Here is a 24,840-nt window from a genome sequence, read left to right as displayed (position 1 = left end):
TTGCAGAGCACAGTATTCTTTATTTTTACAGTATAAGATTACCGTATGAACAGACCCATCAGAGTTTTAGTTGCTAAAGTTGGATTGGATGGCCACGACCGTGGCGCTAAAGTAATTGCTACGGCATTGCGTGATGCAGGAATGGAAGTAATTTATACCGGACTCCGTCAAACTCCTGAAATGGTTGTGAATGCGGCATTACAGGAAGATGTTGATGCTATTGGTGTAAGTATCTTGAGCGGTGCACATATGACGGTGTTCCCAAAAATTCTTCAATTAATGAAGGAAAAAAAAATGGATGATGTGTTGCTTACCGGAGGAGGAATAATTCCTGAGGCAGATATTGCATCATTAAGCGAAATGGGTGTTGGAAAATTATTTCACCCCGGTGCTAATACACACGAGATAGCTGACTTTATTTCAGATTGGGTAAAAACCAACCGCAATTTTTGAGGTTTATTTTAAATTTATTTCAACATGGCTTTTCAAACATTACTTACATCGCTTGAAGATGGAATTTTTATCATAACCATCAATCGGCCCGATAAACTCAATGCATTGAATAAAATTGTTATTGAAGAGTTGTCGCAGGCTATAGATGAAGTGTATAACAATGCAAATATTAAATGTGCTATTATAACAGGTGCCGGCCCAAAAGCATTTGTTGCAGGTGCAGACATTACAGAGTTTCTTACTCTGGATGCAGGAGGAGGTGAAGATCTTGCAAGAAAAGGGCAGGAGATGGTGTTTGATAAAATTGAACAGTCGCCCAAGCCAATTGTTGCAGCGGTAAATGGTTTTGCCTTGGGTGGTGGTTGTGAACTGGCAATGAGTTGTCATTTCCGTTTGGCAAGTGAAAATGCAAAATTTGGGCAACCGGAAGTTAATCTTGGTTTGATTCCCGGTTATGGCGGCACACAGCGTTTAACACAATTGGTTGGTAAAGGGAAAGCAATGGAACTGATGATGACGGCAAATGTGATTGATGCAAAAGAAGCAAAGCAACTTGGCCTGGTGAATCATGTAACTGATGCTGATACATTACTTGAACATACCAAAGAAATTTTACAGGTAATTATGACAAAGGGCCCTAATGCAGTTGCAAAAGTAATTGCGGCAGTAAATGCACATTTTGATAAGGCGCAGGATGGTTTTGCCGCCGAAGCAAAATTATTCGGCGATTGTTTTGGTACAGATGAAATGAAAGAAGGAGTTGGAGCCTTCCTTGAAAAGAGAAAAGCAAACTTCAATCAGTAAATTAAATTTCCGGCCACAGCATTATTTCTCAATCAGCCTTTCATCAATCAGGTAACTTTCAACTTCACTTAAAAAAGGAGAGGCTTTTGCATCTTCAAATTCAACTCTTATTCCGCTGATATACTGAGCTGGAAATGTAAGAATACGTTTGTGCCCAACTGTTGTCAATTGAAATTCTTTCACCTGCTCTGAGCCATTGATCAATGAAATTTTTATTTTCTTTATCTGCTGCCCTTTTTCAATTGGCTCTTTCAGCACAATACAGTTAATTTTTTCTTCCTGTTTAAATTTAATCCAGAAAACTCCTTGATGATAATCAGGAAATGATTCGGCTGTGATTGTTTTTCCATCAACCAGTTTGCTATTCTGATATACAATTCCTTTGTAATGGAGCTCGCCTCTTGCTGTTAACGAGAGGTTATGTTGAAAGCTTTCGTCACGCAGATTTTTAAAGCCAACTAATGCAGATGAATCAGTGACATGAATCAACCCTCTTCTGTCGGGAGGAACATTCAGTAATAAATTTGCACCCCGACCAACTGATTTTAAATACAACTCAAATAATTGTTCAGGAGTTTTTACTTTATCATCTTCAGTTGAATGATAAAACCATCCGGGCCTGATGCTTACATCACACTCAGCCGGTATCCAGCTTGTACCATTCATGTTGCCTGTATTGAGCGTATCAGTTGATGGTGCACCTGCTCCGGGTGTAAAACCTTCAATGTTTAAAGTGTTCCAGTTGGTGGTACCGGCAATACCTTTTTCATTTCCCACCCAGCGGATATCCGGTCCTATATCACTGAAGACAACAGTAGTTGGAGAAAGTTTGCGTACGGTTTCTTTAAAGCGTTTCCAGTCGTACACCTGTTTCTTTCCATTCGGACCTTCGCCATTTGCACCATCCCACCACAGCTCAGTAATGGGTCCGTAGCTGGTGAATAATTCTTTCATCATGTTCACAAAAACAGTGTTGTATTTTTCAGTTCCGTAATCAGGATGGTTCCTGTCCCAAGGTGAAATGTATACGCCAAACTTCAGCCCATATTCTTTGCAGGCTTTGGATAATTCTTTCAACACATCTCCCTTTCCATTCTTCCATTTGCTTTCACGAACGGTATGCTTGGAATATTTACTGGGCCATAAACAAAATCCATCATGGTGTTTGGCAGTGATGATAATACCGGTAGCACCTGCAGCTTTGGCAATGCGGCACCATTGGCGGCAATCCAGTTCTGTTGGGTTGAAAATATCTTCCGGCTCATCACCATGCCCCCATTCTTTATCAGTAAATGTATTGGGGCCGAAATGTGTAAAGAGATAATACTCTGAGTTGTGCCAGGCCAGTTGCTGCTTTGTTGGAAGGGGTTGCTTTGATTGCCCGGTAACAAGGAGGACCCTGGCAGAAAGGACGAGAAGACAAAGTATGAGTTTCATCATATTAATTGATAACTCAAAATAGGAAATCAAACTCAGTTAACGCCTAACTTTGCGGCAATTTATAAAATTTCTAAAATCAAATAGTATGGAGTACAGGATTGAAAAAGATACCATGGGTGAAGTAAAAGTGCCAGTTAGTGCTTATTACGGGGCACAAACCCAGCGGAGTATCGACAATTTTAAAATTGCACAGGACATCAACCGTATGCCAAAAGAAATTATCCGGGCATTTGCTTACTTAAAGCATGCGGCTGCAATCACTAATAATGAAGCAGGTGTGTTGCCAAAAAAGAAGGCAGTTCTGATTGGCAAAGTATGTAAAGAAATTTTAGAGGGGAAACTGGATGAATATTTTCCATTGGTTGTTTGGCAAACAGGAAGCGGTACACAAAGCAATATGAATGTGAATGAAGTGGTTGCTTACCGTGGCCATGTGCTGAATGGCGGAAAATTAAGTGATTATGAAAAATATCTTCATCCGAATGATGATGTAAATAAATCGCAAAGCAGTAACGATACGTTTCCTACTGCCATGCATATTGCAGCGTATAAAATTATTGTAGAAACAACAATTCCCGGAATTGAAAAACTCCGGAACACATTAGATAAAAAAGCGAAAGCATTTAAGAAAGTTGTAAAGATTGGCCGCACCCATTTTATGGATGCAACACCGCTTACATTGGGGCAGGAGTTCAGCGGTTATGTTTCTCAACTTGATCACGGATTGAAAGCAATTAAAAACACACTGGCTCATTTAAGTGAACTGGCATTGGGTGGCACAGCAGTTGGTACTGGTATCAACACACCTCCAGGGTATGATGTAAATGTAGCAAAGCATATTGCCAAACTCACCAAGCTTCCTTTTAAAACAGCCGATAATAAATTTGAAGCGCTTGCTGCACATGATGCTATTGTTGAAGCGCATGGTGCATTGAAAACAGTAGCTGTAAGTTTAATGAAAATAGCCAATGATATCCGTATGCTCAGCAGCGGACCAAGAAGTGGTATTGGTGAAATTTTTATTCCTGACAATGAGCCGGGATCATCAATTATGCCGGGTAAAGTAAACCCAACTCAATGTGAAGCAGTTACTATGATAGCTGCACAGGTAATGGGTAATGATGTATCAATTAATATCGGCGGTTCAATGGGGCATTTTGAATTGAATGTATTTAAGCCCGTAATGATCTATAATTTTTTACACAGTGCAAGATTAATTGGAGATGGATGTGTAAGCTTTAATGATAAATGTGCGGTAGGTATTGAACCCATTGAAGCTAATATCAGGAAGCATGTAGAAAACTCATTGATGCTTGTTACAGCACTCAATACAAAAATTGGATATTACAAAGCTGCGGAAATTGCACAAAAAGCACATAAGCAGGGAACAACTTTGAAAGAAATGGCAGTGAAGCTTGGCTATGTTACTCCGGAGCAGTTTGATGAATGGGTGGTGCCGGCAAACATGGTTGGTAAAATATAATCCAATTGCAGATTGATAAATAGAAAGGAGAAGCATTTGCTTCTCCTTTCTATTTATTCGTAACTGTTGTAGTAATCCGGTTCAGATGGTGGTGGCTGTTCTGTATTAATTGCCTCATTTGGGTTTAATTTTTCCCCATCAAAGAATAAGCGGTATAATCTTGAAACGTTTTCCGGTTTTCCTTCTTCACGGATCAGGAATATTTGATTTTCATTTTGAATAACTGAGATTTTTGTTCCCATTGCTTTCGACAAAAAAGAAGCCGGGATAAATGCCTTTTTCATAAGGATGGTTTTAGGGTACAAAAAGCAAAACCCCTGCCATTGCAGGCAGGGGTTTTATGATTTAACAGACTATTATTGCTTGATCAATTTCACTTTTTCACTGATGGCTTTACCATTTATGTCAATAAAGTAAATACCGGTTTTAAATTTCGTCAGGTCAAGCTGAATACTGTTTTTACCTTTCACAAGATTTACAGGTATTACTTTAATAACTCGTCCAGTATTGTCAATAATCTTAAGGTTTGCAGTTTCATCTGCTATTGCATTAATCAATACAGTTGTTTTTTCTGTAACAGGATTCGGGAATACACTTACACCTGTAACCAGCATCGAAGCAAAGTTTACATTGATGATGTCAGAAAACTTCCTGCTTCCGCTGTTTTCATTCGAGTGTATTCGGTAATATACTGTTGATGCCAGTTTGCCTGCATTAAAATCAGTATAGTTGTAAGTAATATTTGATGACTGTAAATGCTTGGCATCAACCGTTGCAATGTCTTCAAAATTTGTATTATCCAGGCTGCGTTGTACAGTATAGGAAACGACATCTGCTTCATTGTTTACCACCCACTCAAGTTGAGCTGCATCACCCTGTGCTTTTCCGGTAAAGCTGAATAAATCGAAAGGAAGGGTATTGGTAGATGATAAGAAATAGAAACTTGAAAAAGAAGTTACAGTAAACTGAATAGCATGACCGTAAGTAGATTGCACGTATCTTCCTGTAACAGTTTGTCCTGTTGCAATTGATGCCATTGCAGTACCACATGCATCAGCGTTTTTGTATACTGCCAGGTCATTAATTCCTGTTACATTACTTCCGGAGGTTGCAATCATATCTGCAAGCTCTTTTGCAGTGAGATACAGTCGGACTGAAACATTACCTACGATCGTATTGTTTTGAACTCCAATCGTCACATTGCGGTTTAAATATTTATTCGAAAATGCTGTTCTTACAGGGTTGCCTGTTCTTGTAAAAAAAGAAGTGGTAATATTTCCGAGATTATTATTATTCGCATCAATTTCAGCAATGATATTTCCATCGGGCCCTGTTATTGGCACCCACAGGTCATTATTTTTATTAGCTGCATTAATGGTTACGGCAGTTGCTGTTACACAGCCAGCTGATGTACTTGAATCTATAGGAATGCTTGTTGGAATTGTGCTTGGAAAAGGACTTGCTGTTGTGGGATTATACCCTCTGAATGTATATTTTATTACACAACCCGGGCAGGCACTGTTTACAGGTGTTGTTGAGGTTGGGCCTGATGTACTTCCGCTTCTGTCAACAACAGCATAAATAGTTAAACCATCAGGACCAAAAACTATATCACGAAACCTGTTTTGTGAATTAATAACAGACGATGTATCTGATCCGCCAATCGGATCAACACCTGTTCCGGCGGCATTCGGTTTAATACGCATTAAATAACCTCTTTTTAAAGAAGCAAGTAACAATGAATTCTTCCAGCCGGGTATTTTTGAATTGGTATAACCATCCATTCCGGAAGGCGCAATAGATGGCCAACCAGAGTTGGATGGATTCATAGTATATATGTTTACTATTGTTGCATTGTTTGACTGAAAATAGGAATAAATCGGGTCTACATAATTTGGAGTTGCATCATTCGCTTCGTCTGAAATAAGGGGTAAGGAAGTAATTAATGGACTTCCGGAAAATTCATTACTCCATCCTGAAAAACTTGGATTGGCTGCCTTGGCACCATTATAATTTCCGTCACTTTTCTTGCCAATAACTTTTGGATGCCCGTAGTTTTGTCCTGATATAATTTTGTTTACTTCATCGTCACTGAAAGGCCCGTGTGAAGCACCAAATAAACTGTTATTTACATAGGCAAATCCCTGGTTATTCCTGATACCCGTTACCCAAACAGCACTTTTGCCTGTTACGGGAGCCACATTGTTAAATGGATTATCATCAGGTATCCATGGGTCAAGGCCAGTGCCTGTGCCTGTATTGTCAAGATTAAATCTTAATATTTTTCCTTCGTAAGAATTAAGCAATTGCGACTTCATTGTTCTTTCAGCACTGTAAAACTGTCCTGCTCCCATATCTCCTACAGCATAAAATAAATAATCAGTACCGCCAACAGGTGCAATAATTATTCTGCCGCTGTTATGGTCGTTACTACCCGTAATAGTATCGCATAATGAAACAGGACTTTCTAATGCTTTGGTTGTGGTGTTATAAGTAAAGCGAACAAGGAAAGTAGTAAAGAGATCGCCTTTAACAGCTTCTCCATTATTTGGATTGGTTGCTGTTTGGCGAACACCACCCGCAGGTCCGGGACCAACGAAGGCACGAACATAAGCTACGTACACATAATTTTGAGGGCTCGAAGCTGCTAAGAATTGCGGGTGTATGGCAAAGCCCATCATACCTCCTTGCGGCCAGGGATTTTGTGAACTGGTAAATGTTCTGCGAAAACTTGGAAAACTTCCAGTTTGAGATAAATCAAGAATGACTCTTGATCCACCATTTGGATGCATTTTTCTAATTCTGTATGTTTTGTTCTCTGTAATCCATAAAGAATCTTCCTGAGCTTCATAGGTAATTTCCCAGGGGCTGTCAAAACCAGCTGAGTTAGGGCCTATAATTGTATCCGTAAAAACTTCTTTCATTCTTGTAGACTGAGCAGCATGTTGTACACAAATATTAAAAGTGGTTAAGTTGTTTGTAGTGGAATAAATACGAACGAGGTATTCTGTGCCAATTACAAGAGTTGTAGCTGTTCCTGAAGCAGCACTACTGCAATAAATTGAGCCTAAACTTCCACAGTTATTATTGTAAATCTGGAAACGGGGGTTAGCAACAGCGCCGGTAATTGAAATAGTGGTGCTTGCTGCCTGGGCTATAAATTTATACCAGACATCATTGTTACTGCTACCGCATGCTCCGGCAATTGCTGAATAAGAAGCGCCAACTAAAGTGCCACTTGTTGAAGTGCAGCTTGTGGAAGAATAAATTGTTGGAGCAGAGCCGCATGCATTGCTTTGTGAAAAAACGTTTGTGAAAGCAACAGCAAAGAGCAGAGAGAAAAGTAATTGTTTCATGATTTTTACTTAGGATTGATTGGATGCGACAAATTTAGCACCTGCAAAAATTTGAAACAATAGGGTTTCCACTTATTTATTTCCATCGGAAATTACGTAGCTGTAATAGGCAGAAAATAACTGTTCATTTTCCCATTCATATTTTCTGCTGTATTTCCCTGTTCTGCATGTATGTTCTACTATTAATATGCACAAATTACGCAATAGGAAAATTAGGTGTTTGTGCTTATTGTTATGCAACGGTAACTGCATTACTTTTATTGCTTGGTAGTAGTGTAAGTTTATATTGCCAACATTATTAAATCCGATCCTTATGAAGCAATTTTTACACAGCTTCTCTTTATTACTGGTTATTACGTGTACACATTTGTTTACAAATGATGTAACTGCTCAGCTGCGTGTACAAACCGGTAAAAGCTATATCAATATTACAAAGCCAACAGGCGGTATTATTGAAAATGGAAATCAGCTTGAAATCAGAGCTGTTATTTCTGTTAATGGTGCCAGTGCTTATTTTGTTCGTTATAACGATACAATTCCTGTGGGCACAACCTATATAGCCAACTCTATTCGTTTTTCAACAAATGAAGGAATGTATTATGGTACACCGTTAAGGCCAACTGGTTTATTAACCGACGCCGGTGCAGACGATGAAGCAAGATATAACGCTGGTGTATTACGTGTAAACCTGGGAAGTTTAACTAAGTCTGCAGGGCAAACTGCCGCATATAACGCCGTTGCTGCACCTGCTGCAATTGATGTATTACCTCCGGCTTCAGGGTGCAGAATTTATAATAATGGCCTGTCAAGTTTTTACGGTGGTACTGTTATTATTATGGTTACATACAGATTGCTTGTTAACACATTGCCCGGTAATACATTTGTAATTTCGGGAGGTGCTTTCAGATATAAACCAGCCAACACTTTCCGCGAAGTAACATTGCCAAGTACTGTTCGTCCATTAAACAGATTAACAGTAATGGTAACAACTCCATTGCCAACCTGTAATGGAGTTGGGTTAAATTCAATAATTGGCAATGGGGGTAACTATGGCTCAGGTACTACACAAAATTTATCTCCTGCCCCTGCTGCCGGTACAGTTGTACCCGGTTATCAATGGCAGCCATTTGCTGCCCCATCTGCAGGACCTAATGACAGTATGTTTACCGTTGCAAATAATACAAGTACTACAGGCAGCACAAACAGTTTTCTTCCTTATCCAAATGCTGCACGTTTATTTAATTTGTGGGATATTATTGGAGATCATACAAATGCAGTTAATCCTGTTACTGGGAACCCTCCGGTAACTCCCGGATCAGCTGGTGGCTATATGGCAGTTGTGAATGCCGCATACGGAATTAATAATGCAGTGCAGCAAACAGTTAACGGATTATGCCCGGATACTTACTATGAATTTTCTGCCTGGTTCAGGAATATCTGCCGCCGTTGCAGTTGTGATACAGCCGGCAGGGGGTCAGGTACAGCTAATTTCAAAAACTATATGTCACCTGTCATACCAAATACAAATGATTCTGCCGGTGTATTGCCGAATCTTACATTCCAGGTTGGCGGAGTTGATTATTATACAACAGGTAATCTTGATTATAATGGACAATGGGTAAAAAAAGGGTTTCTGTTTAAAACCGGACCAGCCCAGGTATCAGCTAATATCGTTATCAGAAATAATGCACCCGGCGGTGGTGGTAATGACTGGGTAATGGATGATGTTGCTTTTGCCAGCTGTTTACCCGGTTTGAATATGAGGCCAAGCAGAAGCCCGACATTTTGCACGAACGGACAGGTAAGAATGTCTGTTGTTGTTACTTCATTTTATAACAACTATTCTTATTATCAGTGGGAAAGAAGTACTGACGGTGGTGTTACCTGGGGGCCAGCTCCATTGGCACCTGCAGCTCAGTTAATGACCTATACATATGTTGCACCTGATTATAAAGACACCGTAGCTTATCCAAGTTTTCTTGCAACAGCAGCAACTAACGGTCACAAATACCGTATCAGAATTGCCTCTTCACTTACAAACTTGGGTTCTGCAACATGTGCTGTATATAACCCAACTGATATTATTACCATTACTGTAAATCCAGCTGCCAGTTGTATTCCTTTGGCAACTGAAATAACCAATTTCAATGGAAGAATCGTGAACGAACGTACAAACTCAGCTGGACATCAAAACAGGAAACAAATCTTGCTTATTATGAAGTGGAAAGAAGCAACGATGGAGTTATGTTTGAAAAAATCGGAACTGTACCAGTAAGTGCAAACAATGGATCATCTTTCAGCCAGTATTCATTTACAGATCCTGCATCGGTTACAGGTAAAGTATATTATCGTTTAAACATGGTTGCAAATGGTGATGCGGGAGCGAAATTCAGTAACATCATCAATGTTTCAGCAAAGGAATCAAATCAACTGGAAATCAGCAATCTTGTAAACCCATTTGATTCAAACATCAGCTTTGTATTAACAGCACCGCAGAATGAAGCAATTGAAATTATGGTAAAAGACATTACAGGCAGAACGATCAAAGTTGAAAAAATGCAGGTATTCAAAGGGAGTAACACTGTTCTTTTATCATCATTAAATACGTTCCAAAAGGGATCCTTTATTATTCAGGTAAAATCTGCATCCGGATTAATTAATAAAATTATTCAGAAAAAATAAGGCAGGGATTGCTTATTAAAACCGGGAAAAAGATTCCTTGCAAACAGTATATTCAGCAAAAGATTACGTAAAAACAGCATGAATTTTTACGTAATTTTTTAATTAATAATACATTAAAAATTAAGTGCTTTTGCGTATCGATTTTAAATGAAAATAGCATTACTTGCATAATATTTCCAATTCTTAACGAAGCCGCCCGTAACATTGAAAGCTTTAAATTTTCACGAGACTTACACCGAGCATTTTACTGCTGAAGTTATTCCTCTGCCAAACCTGCAAAGCAGGTACCTTACATCATTTGCCGGCTATACAACTCCTGCCGGATATAACAGTAAAATTTTCTACTCTCTCACGGACCTTCAATTATTCACTCATCAAAAAACAAGTATGAAAAATTTATTTTATGCCTCCCCATAGAGCAATGCTTTAAAACAAGTGCAGTTTTTCTGCGCCAGTTTATTGTAACATAGAAAAGAGATGTAACCAACCAAAAACCAAACTTTATGTAAAGACCAAACATCCTTTTTATGAGACGCTTTTATTGTGTTTTCTGTTTAGAAACAGATTTCCTGCTTCCGGGCTGGAAAACGTTACTGAGCAGTTTATTTTTTCTGTTTTTCTGTTTTCAGTCAGTCGCTTTTCGACCTCCTCTTACCTGCGCCATTGCTAATTCTTCTAAGTACGATTTAATCTATCACGGAATAAGTATAACAGTTAACCCTGCAGCTTCAACAGCTATCTCCGCAGGAAATGTAACCGCATACTTAAAAACTGCTGCCTGCAATATGCATGCTGATGGCAGCTGTATGTTTTATACATACCAAAAAAACGTAAATACACATTTATCCAATATCCAAAATCCAATATCCAAATGAAAACTATTTTCAAACACTTTAAGTTTTTTCTGTTTTGTGAGCTTTTGACACTTGTATCACTCTCTGCTTTTTCTCAAACAACCGGGTATAGCGGTACCGGTGCAAATATTGATGTAAAGTACCACCGGATTGAATGGACAATTGATCCAACTATCGCAACAAAAACTATATCCGGTACGGTAACTACTTATTTCGAAACAAAGCAAAATAACGTTTCTGCGATAAACTTTGATTTTACTAAAGCTTCATTTAATAATGGTAGTCTGGTAGTAAAGTATCATGGCAGTACTACAGGTGTCGTTGTTTCGTTTCCGGCAAGCGGTAATGTAAATATTCTCAATATCACTTTACCTGTTACTTTGCCCATCAATACGCTGGATTCTGTTTCCATTACATATTCCGGAGTGCCTCCAAGCTTTGCTACTTATGGTGAAGGAATGGATAAGCAAACTATTTCTGGTCTTGGAACCGCTGTTTACACGCTTGCTGAGTCTTATGGTGATGATGATTTCTGGCCTTGCAAGGCTGATATGCAGGATAAGATTGATTCAGTAGATTTTATTATTACAACACCCTCCGCTTACAGGGCTGCTGCTAATGGAGCACTAATCAGCGATGTAGTTTCTGCACCTAACAGGACTATGACCTATAAGCACAAGTATCCTATAGCCTCTTATCTAGTTGCAGTAGCGGTTGCGCAGTATACTGTTTACAACAGAACTCCTGTAACAATTGGCGGAACAAGTGTACCGGTTGTTTATTACATAGGATCGGGCCGTGCACCTACAGCAGGAAACCTTACTACGATGGATCGTTGCCGGGATGAATTGGTAGCCTTTAGTAATGTGTTTGGCGATTATCCATTCAAAAACGAAAAGTATGGCATGTATGAGTTTGGATGGGGGGGAGGAATGGAGCACCAGACTTTTTCTGCCATGAGCTGGGGCTCAATGACCAGTTGGTCAGTAATTGCACATGAACTGGCACATCAGTGGTTTGGTGATAAAGTAACTTTTGGAACATGGAATCACTTATGGCTGGCTGAAGGTTTTGCAAGATACAGCGAAGCATTGGCTGCAGAGCTTGTTCCTGCTTTGGGACAAAATGCATCAACTGTTCGAAGTAATTTTAAGACTACGGCGAACAATGCTACAAACAGAACCTATAGCTGTTACCTTCCCAATGCATCAATTATAAACTCTAATACAATATGGAACACTGCCTATGGAACTACGGTTTATGAAAGAGGCGCAATGGTAGTTTCAATGTTAAGAATGTTATTAGGTGATGCAAAATTTTACCAGGCATGCCAAAACTACTTAAATGACCCTCTTCTTGCTTATCGTTCTGCAACAACCGATGATTTGCGTAATCATATGCAGGCCGTTGCATGAGGTTATGATCTGACAGCTTTTTTTAACTCCTATGTTTACGGTAATGGCTATCCTCTATACAGCACAAGTATCAAATGGGGAAACCCGGGTGGTAACCGAATTAATTTTAAAGTAACTACACAAACAAAGAGTACGGGATCAACAGTCACCTATTATCATACGCCTATTGCTATCCGGGTGCGGGGAACACTGGCAGCAGAGGATACTGTGCTGGTTATTTATGATCAGAACGGTCAGCTTTCAAGAGGTGGTAATGGAATCAGCTCTCCTATTGCCGGAAGCTATGTATCCTTTATGTTAGATTTTAACCCGGTAACGGTTACATTCGATCCATTTAATCAAACTCTGGCAACAGGTGCAGCACCGGCGTTCGATGGTGCCGACCCATTACTTAACTTCTCTACTCTTCCTGTTGATGTAATTGAATTTACATTAAACGAAAACAACTACAGTAATGAACTGAAGCTTTCTTTATCTGATGCTGATGGAGAATTGAAAAAGGTAATGCTCCAAAAAAGTTTTAATGGTATTGATTTTACTGATGCAGGAGATATGCAGGAGAAAGCAGGATCTGTGATGCTGAAGAACTTTTATTATACAGACTATAATGTGTACACTGTTGCCTATTACAGGGCAAAAATAATAGAAGCAAATTCAGAAAAATACAGCAAGGTTATAAAAACCAGTGGCAATCTTAGTTCAGGTGTTTCAATATATCCCAACCCTGCTGATAAAGATGTGGTCATCAGGTGGGCTGAATTTACAAACAGTGGCGCAGCAGATGTTCGGATTTTTAACATGGATGGCAAACAGGTATGGAGTAAAACAACGTCAGCCAATTTCGTAAGTGTTTCTGTTGCAGAATTTCCTGCTGGAGCATACCTGGTACAGGTAAGCAGTGGCAAAGAAATACTGGTGAATAAAAAATTAATGATCAGAAGGTAAAGCAAAAACAATACTTCCTGGTTTAACAATATAATATCTGATTTTATGAAATACTGGTATAATGTTCTTCTGATAGCGATGCTTCTTATAAGCAGCTATTATCTGAATGCTCAAACCGCAACAGTCAGTTATCCTTTTGCGATTGGACGAACCAGCTGCTCAAGCGGTACGCAACAAGTACATTTTTTACACTTATAATGGGGGTTCTAATACTATTTCCAGTATCACTTCCACTACCGGACCGGTTGGTAAATACACTCCCCAGTTAAGAATTGGAACAAGTGGATTCAGTGCTCAGCGGTTTACATCAGATTATGCCAGTATATCATATAACCCGAAGGATCATTATATCTATTACTTATGGACAGCATTATCCAGTTTTTCAGGTTCTGGAAGTGTTCCCCGAACCTATATATGGCGGTGGGCTGCGGGCACAATGCCTACAGGAACTGCGCCACGGTTAGATACGCTTTGTTCATTCCAGGCCGATTTATTAGGTGTAGCTTTTGACAATAACGGTAACGCATATGTAATTGAGTTTTCCAGTGAGGCGAATGGAGTTCCTCATACAGCTTACCTGCGGTCCATTGATTTTACTACCCGAACGATGGGAGCAGCTGATAACTTAAGTTTAACCGGAGGTGCAACTATTTATGTTTCCGGCAGTGGCGATGTGGCAATGTCTCCTTCCGGCCAGATGTTTTTGTAGTGGATAATAAATTATTTACTCCAAATTACCAGGCTTATACAGGTACAGGAGCCAATCTTACCTGTACTTATATTGATACGGTTCAGGTTCCATCCAACAATTTTGTGGGGTTAGCTTATGCTGAAGGTGAAACGATTGCAGCTTTTTCAGGAGGAGTATGTCCTTATAGAGAAGTTGATCTGCTTACCGGAGATACCAGTATTATTAATAAATCGGGAACGGTTTATTCCGCCGCTGATATGGCATCTATTGTTTCAGGTATTGGTGCTGCCAAAAGATTAGTTTCGGCTATACCTACAGGAACACCCAATCAATATGATGTAGTGTATGATGTGTACGTCCAGAACTATGGCAATACTGATATAACCAATGTGCAGGTAACTGATGACCTTACAGCGATTAATGGAGCAGGTAATGTTTCTAATGTATCAACATCTTTTATATCTAATCCGGCCGGCTTGGTACTGAATGCGGGATTTAATGGAAATGCAAATAAAAAATTTACTGAACGGTACAGGCACATTACCCAATTATCCGGTTGCAAATAATAATTGTACGATCAGGATTTCATGCAGGTTGTCCGGAATACTTAATGGTGTAGTATATAATAACAGTGCTACTGCAACTGCAACAGGTTATAACAGCCAGTCGTTAACTGATGTTTCTACAAATGGTACAACACCTGATTTAAACACAAATGATAAACCCGATGATGCAGGTGAAAATCAGCCAACTCCACTTTTAGTTGCAATAACAGCACAAACACCGCCATGTACAACTTTAAGCAATATTCTTTTTACGCAGGACTTTGGTACCGGAACGGGCTTAACAACTGCTGTACCTGCGCCTGTGCCAGGTGCTGGTGTAACAGTTAATTCTCACGGTACAGCTTATACAGGTTCAGCCAGCCAGCCAATTGCGTTGAATACATATACGGTAACGAATAATGCACTGAATGCAAATACCGCCGATTTTATAAGTCTTACCGATCATACAGGAAATGCAAATGGCAGGATGTTAGTTATAAATGCAGATGCGCCAGCGAGCTCTATGTATAGCGCAGACTTTACCGCAGGCTTATGTTCAAACCAGCAGTATTCAGTATCTTTTTACGCCGCATTTATTGGCAACTCATCTTATCAAACAGTTTGTAATGGTTTTGGCGGATTCAAGTATCCAAAAATTAAAATTCGTGTACGTGATGCTATCTCAGGGTTAATTATTACCGAAGCAAACAGCGGCGATATTTTTAGTACGACATGGGGACAGTATGGATTGAAATTTACCAGCCCTGCTTCCTACAGCATAATAATTATTGATCTTATAAACGATGCACCGGGCGGTTGCGGTAATGATATAGCAATTGATGATATTCAGTTTGGTTCATGCAGCCCGTTGCCTGTTGTTGGCCTCAATAATATTAATGCAGGATGTTTAGGAACAGCTGCATCATTTACAGCTATACTTTCTGATCCGGGAGTAATTACCGGTGTACCCGACTATCAGTGGCAGATTAGTAATGATGGCATTTCATGGTCAAATATTGCAACCGCACCTAATAATGCTACTTATACCATTGCTTCAGTTGCAGCAGGTGATGTAAATAAATATTACCGTGCACTGGTTGCATCAGCCGGTAACCTCAGTAATCCTAATTGCGTGTATCCATCACCCTCTTACTTTCTGGTGGCAGGTTGTGATATTGATGATGATGATGATGGTATTCCTGATTTGGTTGAAAGTGGTGGTGTTGATCCGTTAAATGATGATGATATGGATGGTGTTCCTAATTACAGAGATACAAATTATCCGGGATTTACTGATTCAAACAGCGATGGAGTAAACGACAATTTTGATCATGATCTGGATGGGATTATCAATGAACTTGATTTAGACAGTGATAATGATGGTATTCCCGATGTAGTGGAAGCAGGTGGTGTGGATACCAATGGAGATGGAAAAATTGATAATTATTCTGATACAGATAATGATGGTTTTTCACAAAATGTAGATGCAAATAATACAGGCGATGCAGCATCTGGAAATGGTTTGGGGTTACCCGATACGGATGGAGACGGAGTGCCAAATTATTTTGATCTTGACAGTGACAATGATGGTATTCCTGATGTTGTAGAAGTATATGGTGCAGATGCCAACAATGATGGAATAATTGATGGATACACAGATACTGATGCAGATGGGTTTAGTAATAATGTTGATGGTGATGTAGGCAATGATGGTACTGCAGAAAACTCATCGAATGCTTTATTACGAACAGGCTCCGATCCTGATAATGATGGAAGAACAAATAGCTATCCCTATAATAATATGGATGCAGACAGTAAAGCAAATCCTTACGATCTGGATAGCGATGGGGATGGAATTACAGATGTAACAGAAGCACAGTTTACTGATGCAAATTTTGACGGAAGGGTTGATGGCGCAATTAATTCTAAGGGAAGAAATATTTCCTTAGCAGCTTTAGGTTCTTTAACTATTCCCAATACAGATGCAACAGGAAGAATAAACCCTTATGATATAGATTCTGATGATGATGGTATTCCCGATAATGTGGAAGGGTTATCAACCTCCAGTTACTATCTTCCTTCAGGTATTGATACCGATGCTGATGGAATTGATAATACGTATGATAATTATTCCGGCTTCGGTGGTGTGGGTATTCCTCCAAATGATCAGGATGGAGATACTGTTCCCGACTATCTTGATTCAGATACAGATGGTGATGGAAAAATCGACAGAAAGGAAGGAAATGATTTAAATCTGAATGGCATGTCTGATGACCTTATAACATTAACAGGTATTGATACCGATGACGACGGACTTGATGACAGGTTTGACAATAACAATTCATCTGCAGAAGCAACATCAGCAAGAATGGGTGATGCCGGATGCTTAGCCGGTGATCCAACTCCGGGATCGGTAACAACAGTACAGCGTACAGCAATCAGTGGCTGTGCGGTTGAAAGGGACTGGCGTTGCGGTGGTTATGTATTAAACTGTGAAATAACTTCTTTCAATGCCGTATTGAATAACAACATAACTAAACTGTCCTGGAATGTAATATGCAAGCAGGAGGTAGATTACTTTGTTATTGAAAGAAGTACAGACCGGCTCCATTTTAACCAGGTGGCACAGGTTCATCGTCAATCAGGGTTAAATGAAGTATCTTCTTATGAGTTAACAGATAATATAACAGCCGTTGAAACTGATATTATTTTTTACAGGTTAAAATCTGTAGTAAATGCACAGATCAAATCAACGTACAGTGATATAATCGCCGTAAAACGTAAACGGATAAATGAAGAAGCAGTTACCATTTTTCCAAATCCTGTATCGGAAAAATTGCAAATACTTATTGAAGCAGAAAAAGAAACGCAGGCAGATTTTGTAATTATCGATAAAACGGGCAGAAAAGTTTGCCAATTTAAATCTGTATTAAAAAGAGGCAATAATTCTATTCTTTATCAACAGGTGGCTAACCTTCCTTCGGGCTTATATTTTCTGCATATTCAAACAGGCTCGCAGGTTATTAATAAAAAGTTTACCAAGCTGTAGTTTTCATTGTGTTCATAAAAAGAGTCAGTCTGAAATATTTCAGGCTGATTCTTTTCAGAAAAAAACACCGGTAGCCACATATGTTGTAATGTGAGTTGCTTACCATGATAACTTCACAATAAGGCTCTGCATAAATTGTAAACAGAATGGAAATTATTTTTCTGATCGTAAAACACAGGTAGTTTTACGATGTAATATTTGATAAAAATACAGAAAGATTAAGGGTTAACGCTTATTGCCTATACATGAAAAAATGAGTTACTTGCATGTTATTATCCAATAGCATGAAACCAACAATACCACCAACAACCTTATACACGTGTGTAAAAGACAGGAAATCTTTTTTTCTTGCATTTTTCCTGATTTTAATCAGCATAACATCATCGTATGCGCAACCAACTTTTTTTGGTGTATCCAGTACACCCACAGACAATGCAGCACAAGCTGGGCCAACCGTTGCTGTGACTCCCCCTGCATCAATGCTTGCAGGGGATCTGGTAATTATATATGCTCATTACAGAGGTAATGTTACGCTTGCTATGAGTGCAGCTGGCGGACAGACATGGAATGCAGGTGCAACAACTTTCGCTTCCAATCAAAGTTATTTTATATCATGGTGTCGTTATAATGGTACATGGGGTGCAAATCCATCTGTTACAGCAGGTGTAGGGAATACCAATGGATTAACAGTAGTAATGTATGTCTATCGCCCTACAACTGCCAACAGTTTGTGGGGTGTTAATATTGCTCAAACGGCATCCGGAACAAATAATGCAAACCCAAGCCCGATAACAGCGGTAACAACAACATTACCAAATACTGTAACCATGGCATTTTGGTGTAATGCTTTAACTGATACCTGGGGTACTTTAACTGGGGGCGGTACAGGTTGGAGTAAAACAGGATTGTCAGATCAGTACAGAAATACTACAACTGGTCAGTCTCATACTGCTGCTTATAATATTCGTGCTTCTGCCGGTTCTACCGGTGCTACCGGGCAAACAATGAGTACAGCAACGAATACTCTCCGGACGAAAATGAGCTGGTATGAATTGAATGATAATTGCAGTGGTGCTATCAATTTAACAGCCGGAGCAGGCTGTACAAATACTCCCGGCACCTTGGTTGGAGCTACCATTAGCGGTGGCGTACCTGCCGGATGTGCTACCGGAAACTTATACGATGTTTGGTACAGTTTTACCGCAACAAGTTCAACGCATCGTATTGCTCTTTCAAGCTATGGTGCAAATTTTACACGCCGGCAAATTGAAGTTTACAAGGGAACCTGTGGTGGATTATCTCTGGTAACCTGTTCTCCACTTCAAACATCGGGTGCTTCATTAAATTTAGATTTTGCAGATTATTCACTTGGAACAACTTATTATATCAGAGTTATTTATCCGAATACAGTTGCCACACCTATTTCAACAAACGGTACTTTCAATATTTGTGTATCTACTACAACTTTAGCTGCAGCAAGAATACAAACCGGGAAAAGTTATACCAATATAACAAGACCAAATGGAGGCGTTGTTCAGATTGGTGACGTTCTTGAGTTCAGGAATGTAATTGCTGTTGGTGACTGGTCAGCATCAGGCAGTATTTACAATACCACTTTTCATGATACGATACCGGCTGGTCTTTCTTATGTTGCTAATTCAATCAGTTTTGCAACAAATGAAGGGCTGCTCTACGAATCTGGAATAACGGGACTTGTTAATTTAACGGATGCATCCGGAGATGATGAAGCTGTATATAATGGAGGAGTTATTAGAGTAAATGTAGGAAGCTTAAATAGGGATGGTGGTGTTGCTGTTGCTAACAGGCAATTTATTTATGAATGCTCACCTGCTGTAACTCCTATCACTTATGCATCTGCCGGCGGAGGAAAAATTACTCCAAGAGGCAGACCCAGCCAGTTTGGAAGTTTCAGTCTGATTGTTGTGCAATACCAGGTAACTGTAACAGCTGCAACAGGTACAGCATTTTCAACCAGCAATGCTGCTTTCAGATATAAAATAACAACCAACAGTACAGATGATATTGGATTTCCTCAAACAATTGTAACCTTTCCCCGATATTCAGTTTATGTGTCTGATGAAAATACTTTGTGTCAGACATCTGTTGGGATTAATGCCTATGCCAATGGAGATTTCGGCAGCGGTACCACAAGACACGACAGTACACAATTAGCACTTGCTCCGGGTTATACCTGGTCGCCTTTTGAAACCGGTAATCCAGGAGATGGATTGTTTTCAGTAGTTAATAATACAAGTGCTGATCTCAGTACAAATAAATATGCAGCATTACCTGATGCAGTAAGCCGTGTTTTCAGTGTATGGGATATTATTGGTGATCATACCAATTCTTCTCCTGTGGATTCAGGAAATAATGCCGTGGCCTACGGAGCCAATGGTGGCTATATGGCAGTGGTCAATGCAGCGTATGGCATCAATACAGCGGTGCAAAGAAATATTACCGGATTGTGCAGTGATACCTACTATGAGTTTTCTGCCTGGTTTAAAAATATCTGTGCAGCCTGCAGCAGTGATTCTACAGGAAGAACCGCTACGGGAAGCCCATTGTTCAAATCATATCTTGCAACAAAAACATTAAACGACAGTTCGGGTGTTAGTCCTGATGTTACATTTACAATTGATGGTGTTGATTATTATACAAGCGGAAGTGTTACTTATGACAGACGTTGGGTTAAAAAAGGATTCCTGTTTAAAACAGGTCCTGCACAAACCAGTGTTACTCTAACTATCCGTAACAATGCACCCGGTGGCGGCGGTAACGATTGGGCATTTGATGATGTTGGTCTTGCAACATGTTTGCCATCATTAACAATGCGTCCCAGCAATACACCTACCTACTGTACAAACGGGCAGGTTGATATGAGTGTTATTGTAAATACTTTCTATAATAATTATGGTTTGTATCAATGGGAGAGAAGTACCGATGGAGGAGGAAGCTGGCATGCAGCTCCCGAACTTCCCGGTGTTCAGTCTTATACTTACACATTCAACGGCACCAGCTATCTTGATACAGTTGCTTACCCGCCAATTATTGCAACAGCAATAACCAATGGTTATAAATACCGGATTAAAACAGCAACATCTCTTACAAACCTTTCATCAAGCAGCTGTTCGGTTTATAATACGGTTGATGTAATAACTATTACAGTGGATGGCGGGTGTGTTGTGTTACCTGTTGAACTGCTGCAGTTCAATGCACAATTAAAGAACGGCTATACTGAATTGAAATGGCAATCAAAACAGGAACAGGATCTGCAGAGATATGAAGTTGAAAGAAGCGCAGATGGCAAAAACTTTGTAAAAATCGGAGCGGTTACTGCAAAAGGCGGCAACGATGCACAGAACTATACATTTACAGATTCAAACCCGGTTACAGGGAAAGTGTATTACAGGCTGCAATTGGTTTCTGCACAGAGCAAGAAATACAGCAATATACTTTCGGTAACAGGTGAGTTGTCGAATAAGTTTGAGTTAACCAACCTGGTGAATCCGTTTAATGCAAAAATCAGTTTCCAGGTTACTGTTCCTCAAAGCGAAGTGATTGAAGTGAATCTGCTGGATGCTGCCGGAAAATTAATTTATCAAACAAAAATGAATGTAAATAAAGGAATCAATGCTATGAATTTTGCAGCTCCATCCAATATTCAGAAAGGTAACTATCTCCTGAGAGTAGTATCGAAAGAAGGGGTTGTGAATAAAGTAATCCAAAAGCACTAAATAGAAAAAAGCCGCAGTAATTCTGCGGCTTTTTTGTACGAATTATTTACAGTAATAACTGAATTTCGTTCGCCCGTCAATAATACCCATTCCATCCTGGAAATCACCTGCTGCAAATAATTCCAGTACATAATTATCCCGTGATAATTTATAATTCGAATAATTGGTAACAAGTGAATCTGTTAATACGCCTGAACTGTAGAGTTTAGTAGTAACTTTTTTCAACGTATTTACCGGCCGTTTACCAAAATTGAAAGAAAGGTTATACTGGGAAGTATAAAAAGCATCCGGGAAAACATACATCATCCCGTTTGCCGGCTGTGAACTGTTATATTCAACTGCAGCATCAATAAATACTTCGGTTGATGGAAACACATATTCAAGTAAAGCACGTGTTAAGTTGCCGCTGCTGTAACTATAGGTTGAGCGGAGAAGTGGATCAGGCAGGCCATAAAAGTAATACTCCTTTTTAACCAGGTAGCCCGAAGCATCATAACTGAATATGACCTGAACAGTGTCTGATAAAGGATCAGACGAATCAATCAGCCCCTTAAATTCTTTCACCCTTCCTGTTGCTGCATCATTCAAAAAATATTCTCCGCTATTCACAAAGGCTGTATCACCACTGTAGGTAAAAAGGGATCCAAAGTAAATTGAATTTGAAAGACTGTCGTAGAGTTCTGTACCTGTTGGTTTTCCTGCAGCATCAAAGAAAGCATTGTGTGCATCGAAGCCAATGCCGGTTAGTGAGTCAACACTCAATACCTGGCTGATGCGGCAATTACTGCCTATAAAAATCGGGTTCTTGTCACCTGATTCAATACTTTTTTCTTTTCTGCATCCGTAAAAGGATAGTAAAACAAAAAGAAAGGGTGTTATTCTCTTCATGTGTGTTGAATAAATGGTTACATCACCTGGGCATCATCTGAAACTTCGGTGTTGGTTTCTACTGTATGAGTTGATTCCTGTTCTTTACGATGCCTGAAAAAACGTTTCTGAAATAATAAAATAGTAATCACACCGGTTGAAATAGAAGCATCGGCGATATTAAAGATTGCCTGGAAAAAAGTAAAGGGTTTGCCTCCAATAAATGGGACCCAGTTAGGCATCATTTTATTTTCAATAACAGGGAAATACAACATGTCAACAACATGGCCATGCAGAAAAGAACCATAACCTTTTGCCGAAGAAAACTTTGCCAATCCATTATAGCCAAAATAAGAATCGGTTGCAGGATCGTAGATCATTCCTTTGTCAAAGATCATTCCGTAAAATAAGCTGTCGATCAGGTTACCTAATGCACCCGCAAAAATTAACGAAGCACAAATGATAAAACCTGTATGATATTTTTCTTTTATGATTTTTACAAGATACCAGCTTCCAAAAATAACTGCACCCAAACGGAAAAGGGTTAAGGCCATTTTTGCCCACTCACTGTTACCTAATTTCCAACCATAGGCCATGCCTGCATTTTCAATAAAATATAGCCGGAACCACCTGCCTGCCATGAATTTTTCATCCTGGTACAGCATATGCGTTTTTACCCAGATCTTCAGTGCCTGGTCAGCAAATAAAATAATTAGAATAATAAATATTACGTGACGAATCTTCACAGTCTGATTTTTTTGTGGAGCAAAGATAGGGAGTTGAAAGCAAGGAGATTTGGCCTTAACTTATTCTTCGTAATACACTCTCTTCACCCGTTGGCTTATACCTGTCATGATCTCATATGGAATGGTTTGGCTCCATTGTGAAAGCAGGGTTACTGATAATTCTCTGCCGAACACCATTACCTCATCGCCTTCTTTTACATCGGCAATATCGGTCATGTCCAGCATGGTCATGTCCATGCAAATGGTGCCAATTACCGGTGCTTTTTGCCCGTTAACCAGCATATAACCTTTGCCATTGCTGAGATTGCGTGGATATCCATCGGCATAGCCAATACGAACTGTTGCTATAGTTGAAGATTTGCTGATGATGCCTCTTCGATTGTAACCAACAGTATCTCCGGGTTGTAATTGTTTTATCTGGGCAATGGTTGTTTTTAAGCTAAGGGCTTCTTCCAGTTGAAGTTTACTGATTAATGGACTGATGCCGTACATGCCGATACCAAGCCTCACCATATCGTATTGCAACTGCGGATGACGCAATGTGCCGTTTGAATTATCCAGATGTTTTATGAAAGTATAATGAACCTGTGATTCAATATAGGTACATGCTTCTTCAAATAATTTCGATTGCCGCAATGTAAAAGCATCTTCCTGTTCATCTTCACTTGCAGCAAGGTGACTGAAAACAGATTGTACCGTGAAATAATTTTTCTTTGTCAGCTCTTCACAAAGATGAGGTAGTTCATGCTGCATAAAACCAAGACGGTGCATGCCTGTATCAATCTTAATGTGAACAGGGTAATCTGTGATGGCTTCTTTTTCAAGATATTCTTCAAAGGCATGAAGAATGGAAAATGAAAATAACTCCGGTTCAAGATTATGCTCAGTTAAAGCATCAAACGTAACAGGCTCAGGATTCATAACCATGATGGGCAGTGTAATACCTGCTTTCCGTAAATCAATACCTTCATCTGTAAAAGCAACCGCTAAATAATCTGCTTTCAGAAACTGTAAGAGATTGGCTATTTCATAACTGCCGCTGCCATAGGAAAAAGCTTTTACCATAGCCATAATCTTTGTGGATGGCTTCAGCAGTTTTTGGTATTCTTTAATATTCCTTGCAATTGCAGTAAGATTAATTTCAAGAACTGTTTGATGTGTTTTCTGTTCAAGTAACTGAGCAATCTTATCCAGTTCAAATACCCTTGCACCTTTGATAAGAATACTTTCATTGTGAAAGTTGATCAATGGCAATTGCTCCAGCAATTCATTGGTTGATGAAAAGCTTTGTATTTGAATAGTTGAAGGAATTAATTCAGTTAAATAATGTTTTGATTTTTCGCCAACAGTAATCAATCTTGTTACAGCATGGCTTTGAATAAGTTTTGCAATAGAAGCATAGGTTCCTTTTTCCTGTTCTGCCGTTAAAGGAAAATCAGAAAGAATCAATGTTTTGTTTTGATGCTGACGTTGCTGCTGCAGCATATTTAATGCGATGGCAAAAGAACTCAGATCGGCACTGTAACTGTCATTGATGATGGTTGTATTATGAATACCACTCTTTAATTCTAATCGTAAACTTACAGGGCGCAGTTGCAGGAATTTTTCTTTTAACTGAGCGACTGGAAGTTTAAGGTAAATACAAACAGATAAACAGGTAATGGCATTTTCAATGGATGCATCATCTGTAAAAGGAATGGAAATACATTCTTCTGCTATCTTTTGTATAAAACAAATTTCAGTTGATGCAATCTG

Annotated in this window: 17 protein-coding genes; 11 read left to right on the top strand and 6 right to left on the bottom strand. The window is 39.4% G+C overall.

Going from position 1 to position 24,840, the window contains the following annotated elements:
- The first annotated feature begins 45 nt into the window (after window positions 1-45).
- Both IPK31_04610 and IPK31_04605 read left to right on the top strand, forming a co-directional pair.
- Window positions 46-453: a cobalamin B12-binding domain-containing protein gene (locus tag IPK31_04610; GenBank protein ID MBK8087277.1), complete on the top strand. Its 408-nt coding sequence runs from the start codon at window positions 46-48 to the stop codon at window positions 451-453.
- A gap of 24 nt (window positions 454-477) precedes the next feature.
- A complete protein-coding gene (locus tag IPK31_04605; protein MBK8087276.1) occupies window positions 478-1,257 on the top strand; it encodes an enoyl-CoA hydratase/isomerase family protein in 780 nt (259 codons plus the stop codon).
- A 21-nt stretch (window positions 1,258-1,278) separates the two neighbouring features.
- Here IPK31_04605 and IPK31_04600 read toward each other — a convergent pair whose 3' ends face one another.
- A complete protein-coding gene (locus IPK31_04600) occupies window positions 1,279-2,697 on the bottom strand; it encodes an alpha-L-fucosidase (protein MBK8087275.1) in 1,419 nt (472 codons plus the stop codon).
- An 85-nt stretch (window positions 2,698-2,782) separates the two neighbouring features.
- Here IPK31_04600 and fumC point away from each other — a divergent pair, with 85 nt between their 5' ends.
- Window positions 2,783-4,180 (top strand): class II fumarate hydratase, encoded by a 1,398-nt coding sequence (fumC, locus tag IPK31_04595; protein MBK8087274.1) that lies wholly within the window; start codon window positions 2,783-2,785, stop codon window positions 4,178-4,180.
- A gap of 53 nt (window positions 4,181-4,233) precedes the next feature.
- On the opposite strand, the gene IPK31_04590 is transcribed toward fumC, so the two are convergent.
- A complete protein-coding gene (locus IPK31_04590) occupies window positions 4,234-4,464 on the bottom strand; it encodes a hypothetical protein (protein MBK8087273.1) in 231 nt (76 codons plus the stop codon).
- A gap of 72 nt (window positions 4,465-4,536) precedes the next feature.
- Window positions 4,537-7,536 carry a PQQ-dependent sugar dehydrogenase gene (locus tag IPK31_04585; protein ID MBK8087272.1) on the bottom strand — a complete coding sequence of 1,000 codons (3,000 nt, stop codon included), beginning with the start codon at window positions 7,534-7,536 and terminating at the stop codon, window positions 4,537-4,539.
- 313 nt (window positions 7,537-7,849) lie between these two features.
- On the opposite strand from IPK31_04585, the gene IPK31_04580 reads away from it, so the two are divergent.
- The 8 genes from IPK31_04580 to IPK31_04545 all read left to right on the top strand — a co-directional run bounded on the left by IPK31_04580 (window position 7,850) and on the right by IPK31_04545 (window position 21,472).
- The gene (locus IPK31_04580; GenBank protein MBK8087271.1) at window positions 7,850-9,811 is read left to right on the top strand and encodes a hypothetical protein; all 1,962 of its coding nucleotides are present in this window, start codon (window positions 7,850-7,852) and stop codon (window positions 9,809-9,811) included.
- Window positions 9,781-10,218, top strand: a complete 438-nt coding sequence (locus tag IPK31_04575; GenBank protein ID MBK8087270.1) for a T9SS type A sorting domain-containing protein — start codon at window positions 9,781-9,783, stop codon at window positions 10,216-10,218. The genes IPK31_04580 and IPK31_04575 overlap by 31 nt, the downstream gene beginning before the upstream one ends.
- 871 nt (window positions 10,219-11,089) lie before the next feature.
- Window positions 11,090-12,487, top strand: coding sequence for a M1 family metallopeptidase (locus IPK31_04570; GenBank protein MBK8087269.1), 1,398 nt, complete (start codon window positions 11,090-11,092; stop codon window positions 12,485-12,487).
- A gap of 207 nt (window positions 12,488-12,694) precedes the next feature.
- Window positions 12,695-13,432: a T9SS type A sorting domain-containing protein gene (locus IPK31_04565; protein ID MBK8087268.1), complete on the top strand. Its 738-nt coding sequence runs from the start codon at window positions 12,695-12,697 to the stop codon at window positions 13,430-13,432.
- A gap of 106 nt (window positions 13,433-13,538) precedes the next feature.
- Window positions 13,539-14,141: a hypothetical protein gene (locus IPK31_04560; GenBank protein ID MBK8087267.1), complete on the top strand. Its 603-nt coding sequence runs from the start codon at window positions 13,539-13,541 to the stop codon at window positions 14,139-14,141.
- Complete coding sequence (locus IPK31_04555; GenBank protein ID MBK8087266.1) at window positions 14,141-14,689, top strand: hypothetical protein; 549 nt, start codon at window positions 14,141-14,143, stop codon at window positions 14,687-14,689. The genes IPK31_04560 and IPK31_04555 overlap by 1 nt, the downstream gene beginning before the upstream one ends.
- Complete coding sequence (locus IPK31_04550; protein ID MBK8087265.1) at window positions 14,628-17,717, top strand: T9SS type A sorting domain-containing protein; 3,090 nt, start codon at window positions 14,628-14,630, stop codon at window positions 17,715-17,717. The genes IPK31_04555 and IPK31_04550 overlap by 62 nt, the downstream gene beginning before the upstream one ends.
- A 284-nt stretch (window positions 17,718-18,001) precedes the next feature.
- On the top strand, window positions 18,002-21,472 hold the full coding sequence (locus tag IPK31_04545; GenBank protein ID MBK8087264.1) for a T9SS type A sorting domain-containing protein: 3,471 nt from the start codon (window positions 18,002-18,004) through the stop codon (window positions 21,470-21,472).
- A 42-nt stretch (window positions 21,473-21,514) separates the two neighbouring features.
- On the opposite strand, the gene IPK31_04540 is transcribed toward IPK31_04545, so the two are convergent.
- Genes IPK31_04540 through alr form a run of 3 tightly spaced genes read right to left on the bottom strand, consistent with a single transcriptional unit; the run spans window position 21,515 to window position 24,570 of the window.
- On the bottom strand, window positions 21,515-22,360 hold the full coding sequence (locus IPK31_04540) for a hypothetical protein (protein MBK8087263.1): 846 nt from the start codon (window positions 22,358-22,360) through the stop codon (window positions 21,515-21,517).
- 17 nt (window positions 22,361-22,377) lie between these two features.
- Window positions 22,378-23,085, bottom strand: a complete 708-nt coding sequence (locus tag IPK31_04535; protein ID MBK8087262.1) for a lipoprotein signal peptidase — start codon at window positions 23,083-23,085, stop codon at window positions 22,378-22,380.
- A gap of 60 nt (window positions 23,086-23,145) precedes the next feature.
- Window positions 23,146-24,570, bottom strand: a complete 1,425-nt coding sequence (alr, locus tag IPK31_04530; GenBank protein ID MBK8087261.1) for an alanine racemase — start codon at window positions 24,568-24,570, stop codon at window positions 23,146-23,148.
- Window positions 24,571-24,840 lie beyond the last annotated feature (270 nt).

The organism is Chitinophagaceae bacterium, assembly GCA_016713085.1.
Lineage (GTDB): Bacteria > Bacteroidota > Bacteroidia > Chitinophagales > Chitinophagaceae > Lacibacter.
Note: the sequence above shows the minus strand (reverse complement) of the source record. Positions and strands in the feature narration are given on the sequence as shown.